Below are 4,953 nucleotides of genomic sequence, written 5' to 3'. Positions count from 1 at the left end.
GATCTTGGATTCGGCACGGCTCACGCGATTGCGCACGCGCTGCAGTGCTTCGTCGATCACGACTTCGGGCTCGAACTCGAGGGTGATGAGACTCACGCCTTCGGCCGAGGTCGAGCTCATCTTCTTCAGATCCTTGACGCCGGTCAGCTCGTTCTCGAGGGGGTTTGTTACCAGCGACTCGATGTCGGCGGGCGCCACCCCCGGGTAGGGCGTGCTGACCATGATGAAGGGCACGTCGATATCGGGTGCAGCCTCCCTGGGCAGCGACACGTACTCGATGATGCCGAAGGTAAGCACGCACAGCGCTACCACGAGCACGGTGGGCGCCCGTTCAACCAGGGTCTTGATCATGGGCTCGCCTCGGCGCTCGCGCTCTGGCTCGCAGCGGCTTGCGCAACAGGAAACACGACCCGGCCCTTGGTACAGCACTCGCCCTGACGTGCCAGGATCAACGCATCGCCATCGGACAGCGAGCGATGGCCCACGACGACGACCATTTCGCCACCCTCCAAGCCAGCTTCGACCACGATCTGATCACCGATCACCTGACCCAGGGTGAGCGGCCGCCAGCGCGCGACCGACTGCTCATCGACGACGAACACGCCGTTGCCGTCGAGTCGCGTCACCAGCAGTTCCTGGGGCATGATCAACTGCTCGCGCTCGGCGACTTGATGAAACTCGACCTTGGCGATCATCCCCGGCCTCAGGACTTCGTCGCGATTCGGCACCTCGACCTTCACCATGAAACTGCGCGTACGAAGGTCAGCCGTGGGCTCGATCCGGGTCAGCTTACCCTCGAGCGAGCGGCCCGAGCCGGCCGCGGTGATCACCGCCTTGCCACCGACGCTCAGGCTGCCGACGTCGCGATCGCTCACCGACACGGACACGACTGCGGGGTCCATCTTGACCATGCGCACGATTGGCGCGCCGGGCGGGGCAACCTCACCTTGTTCCACGTGCACGTCCGCAACCGTGCCGCCGAACGGCGCCCTGACGGTGGTGCGGCGGACTTGAATCTCGGCGATGCGATGCTGGGCGCGGGCACGCTCCACGCGCGTGCGCGCCGTGTCCACGCGCGCCTTGGCGATCGAAGCGCCGAGCTTCTCGAGACGCGCCAGCTCGCGTTCGGCTTCCTGCAGCTCCACGAGCGTCAGGTCCCGCTGGGCCACATGCATGCTCTCGTCGACGCGCGCGATCACCGAACCCTTGCGCACGCGATCCCCGGCCTCGACCCGGATGCGCTCGATGAAGCCACCCAGCGCGGCCGCAAGGTCGGCCTCGCGAGCGCCTTCCACCTCGCCGGGCCGCATCAGCCGCATCATGGCGCGGGTCGGATGCAGGCGAGCGGCTTCGACCCGTGTCGCCACCGCACGCGGGGTGTGCTTCTTGGCCTGTCCGGCGGGTGCTCCCGAAGACTGCGTGCTGCCTTCGGTGCAGCTTGAGGCACCCAGGGTTGCAGCCAGCAGCAGGAGCAAGCGAATCGAGCTATTCATGTCAGGTTCCTCGTCTGTTTCCAGGGGCGCCAACTTGGGGTTTCGGGCGTGCACTCGGCTAGGGAGTGCTTTCAAGACGGTTACAGGTCAGTTGATCGAGGCGAAGTGGCGCGTTTCAGGTGGCCCATGGGACGGCGGGTTTGGACGCTGGGTACACGACCACCAACCACGCCCTCCAGCACGATGTGCGATCGTCCACGGTCCGGGTGTGGTCAGGCACGCCGCAGCCAGATCAATAGACATCATTCGTGATCCTGTGGGGTTATTGAAAGCACTCGTCTAGTTCCTCGTCTCGTCGAGACCGGTTTGTCGGGCGCTTGCCGGCATCGCAGCGCGACCGGATGTTGGTTGCTGTCGTCGCCCCGTCGCCCGCTCCAGCTTGGCGCCGGCGGCACGCTGATCGATACGCGCGTTGACGTGCAGCAGGGTGGCGTTCATGCGCTCCACTTCGGCCTCGATCACGGCGGTCGTCGTGGCTTCCCCCGCTCGATAAAGGGCTACTTGCTGTTCGTAAGCGGCCTGAGCCGACGCGCTCAGCTGTTCTGAAAGCCTAGCGGCCACCCGGGCTCGCTCGAGCTCCTGCCATGTGGCATTGACTTCCATTTCGATCGCCCGCCGCATGGCTGCAAGCTGGCTGCCTAGAGACTGCTCGGTAGCACGGAGCTCTCGCACGAGCATGTGGGTCTCTATGGCCGGTGTCAGACGCCAGGTCAGGTTGAGCCCGACGTACCAGCTGGCATTCCACTCGTTGGTCTGCGGAAAGAAGCGTTGGTTGGGGTTGGCGTGGGTCAGGTTGGCGACGCCGCTCAGGCGCGGATACAGGTCCGCTTTGGCGGCTTCGGCTGCGTGGTGAAAGGCGCCTGCCGAAGCAGCCAGGGCTGCGAGCTCGGGACGCCGCCGCTTTCCCAGCGCGATGAGCTGCTCCCGAGATTCCGTGAACCCGGGCACATCGCCGAGCACGTCTTCGCCTACGGTGAAACGCGTGTGCTCGATCTCCATGATCAGCGCGAGGTTTTGGCGCGCCAACAGCTCGAGGCTCGCCGCCTGGTTGACCGCAAGCTGTGCGTTCGTCTCCAGGCCCTCGAGCCGCAGCACGTCGGCCTGAGTGAGCGTACCCGCGGACAGCCCCGCCTTGGCGTCCTGAACGTGTGCCCGCGCGCTCAGCCGGGACTGCTTGGTCACGGCCAGCTGCGCGACCGCCCTCAGCCAATCGTAGAAAGCCAAGCGCGCGTCCAGCATGACCTTGAGCAGCTGGGCGTCGTGCTGCATGCGCGCGGCCCTGCGCTCCTGCTTGGCCGCACGCCCTGCCGGCAGCAGCCGCAGCGCGTATTCGGTGAACGGTATGCTGAGGGAAGCCTGGAGGCTGAAGTTGTTCAGCGGCACCTGAATGGGCGCGAAGCTGAAGCTGCCCACGGGCATCCCCGCCGAGTCGACCACGCATTCCGTGTTGGCTCGCATCGGGCAGGGACCGACCGTGAAGGGGCCCTCGTTTCTGGCACCGAGCAGCGCACCGCCGTCGCCCCCGGCGCTGAGATCGATGTCCACACGGTTTTGGCGGATGTAGCTGCCCGTCGCCGTGAAGTCGGGCACGTAACGCGCAAGGGTCCGGTCGATCTTGGCCGCTGCGATGCGCATCTCGGCTCGCTTTTGCGCAATGGCCGGTGCGCTCAGCGCGGCCCGGACAGCGACCTGATGGGCCGTCAGCCCGCCGGGGCGCGCCGCAAGCGCGACCAGGACCTGGTCCTGGTAGGGTGCGAGCGTGCTTTGGGCATCGACCGGCGGCAGTGGGGCGCTTGCCGCGGGAGCCGCAAGGTCCGGCGCCCCGGGGGCCGGCCCCGGAAAGCGCCGCTGCACGACGGGCGCAGGGGGGCGTGCGCGGCTTGGGCGGCTTGGGCGGCTTGTGGTCGTGGTTTCCCCGGATCCCTGCGGGCGAGCCTGGGCCGCCAGCGCGCCGGGTACGAGCAGGCTCGAAACAAGACAAGCTGCAAACGACAATAAAACCATGGAAGGCATGAGGTAACCGTGTTTGCTTCGCCGCTAGCGGCGTTGTTTTGTTAGTTTCCTAACCGCGTTGCCAACCGTCTAACCGCGTTGTCAACCGTCCAAGAGATACAGCTGGCTCATCCCGGCTCGCGTCGCGCGGGTGCCGGCCCCGCCGTTATGCCCAGATTGCCGAGCAGGTACTGCCACAACCTGCGTGCGTCGTCGAGCAGGATGTAGGCGCAGGGCACGAGCACCAGCGTCAGCACCGTGGCAAACAGGACACCAAAAGCCAAGCTGATGGCCATGGGAATGAGAAAACGCGCCTGCATGGAGGTCTCGGAAATCATCGGGAGCAGGCCCAAGAAGGTCGTGAGCGACGTGAGCAGAATCGGCCGAAAGCGGCGCTTGCCCCCGGCCACCACCGCGTCCCAGATGGACATGCCGGACTGCCTGAATCGATTGACCGCCACCACCAGGATCAACGAGTCGTTGACCACGACGCCCGACAGCGCGACGACCCCCATCATGGTCATCAGGCTGAGCGTGTAGCCAAGCGCCATGTGCCCGAGCACGGCGCCGATCATGCCGAACGGGATGGCGGAAAGCACGATCAGTGGCTGCGCATAGCTGCGAAACGCGATCGCCAGCATCGCGAACATGGCCACGACCGCGAACGCGAAGTTGCGGCCCAGCGTCTCGTTGGTTTCAGCCCGATTCTTGGGCTGGCCCGCCAGCTCGTAACCGAGGCCGGGATAGCGCCTGGCCAGCTCGGGCAAGAGAGAGCGCTCGACGCTCGCGATGATCTGCCCCGAGCTGGTACGGCCAGGCTGCAGGTCGCACGTGACATCCGCTACCCGGCGTCCATTGGCGCGATCGATCGCGGTATACGCGCGGCCTCGCTCGACCACGGCGGCCTCGCGCAAGGGGATCTCTCCACCTTGCGGCGTGCGCACCATGAAGTCCTCCAGGTCGTGCTCGGAGCGGCGTTCGGCCCGCGCGCGCCGCACGAACACGCGGACCTCCTCGCGGCCGCGCTGCTGGCGGAACGCCTCGGCCCCGAAAAACGCGCTGCGCACCTGCCGAGCCAGATCGAGCTGGCGCACACCGAGCGCGCGTGCCTCGGGCCGCAAGCGAAAATCGAGCTGCTCCTTGCCGGGGCTCAATCCCGTATCGATGGCGTAGGCGCCCTCGAAGCTTGCCAGCCCTCGGCCAAGCTCGAAAGCGGCCTGCTCGAGCAGCGCCTGATTGGGATGACTCAGCCGAAAGTGCACGGGGGGATTGCTGCCGGCGCCCGTGCTGAAAGCGAAACGCAGGCTTTCGGCACCGGCAATGTCGCCGAGGCGCTCGCGCCAAGCCTGCGCGATGACTCGGGAGCTCACATCGCGCTGGTCGCCGGGCAACAGGAACAGCCGCACCGTGGCCAGGTGTCCTCCTCCATCGCGTGCGCCCAACGCGCCCACGCCGCCCGCCATGCCCG

The 4,953-nt window shown here is 66.6% G+C and carries 4 protein-coding genes; all 4 read right to left on the bottom strand.

The annotated features are described in order from the left end of the window. Positions 1-351, bottom strand: a 351-nt coding sequence (locus MJD61_06185) for an efflux RND transporter permease subunit (GenBank protein MCG8554863.1), incomplete at its 3' end; no start/stop codon positions are given. Then, positions 348-1,493, bottom strand: coding sequence for an efflux RND transporter periplasmic adaptor subunit (locus tag MJD61_06180; GenBank protein ID MCG8554862.1), 1,146 nt, complete (start codon positions 1,491-1,493; stop codon positions 348-350). The genes MJD61_06185 and MJD61_06180, both read right to left, overlap by 4 nt. Positions 1,494-1,772: 279 nt before the next feature. After that, positions 1,773-3,506 carry a TolC family protein gene (locus MJD61_06175; protein ID MCG8554861.1) on the bottom strand — a complete coding sequence of 578 codons (1,734 nt, stop codon included), beginning with the start codon at positions 3,504-3,506 and terminating at the stop codon, positions 1,773-1,775. 107 nt (positions 3,507-3,613) lie between these two features. Then, positions 3,614-4,953, bottom strand: a 1,340-nt coding sequence (locus MJD61_06170; protein MCG8554860.1) for an efflux RND transporter permease subunit, incomplete at its 5' end; no start/stop codon positions are given.

This window comes from Pseudomonadota bacterium (assembly GCA_022361155.1).
Classification (GTDB): domain Bacteria; phylum Myxococcota_A; class Polyangia; order Polyangiales; family JAKSBK01; genus JAKSBK01.
Note: the sequence above shows the minus strand (reverse complement) of the source record. Positions and strands in the feature narration are given on the sequence as shown.

Coding starts and splice junctions, on each gene's coding strand:
- MJD61_06180 (MCG8554862.1), bottom strand. CDS start 1,493: ATGAATAGCTCGATTCGCTTGCTCCTGCTGCTGGCTGCAACCCTGGGT.
- MJD61_06175 (MCG8554861.1), bottom strand. CDS start 3,506: ATGCCTTCCATGGTTTTATTGTCGTTTGCAGCTTGTCTTGTTTCGAGC.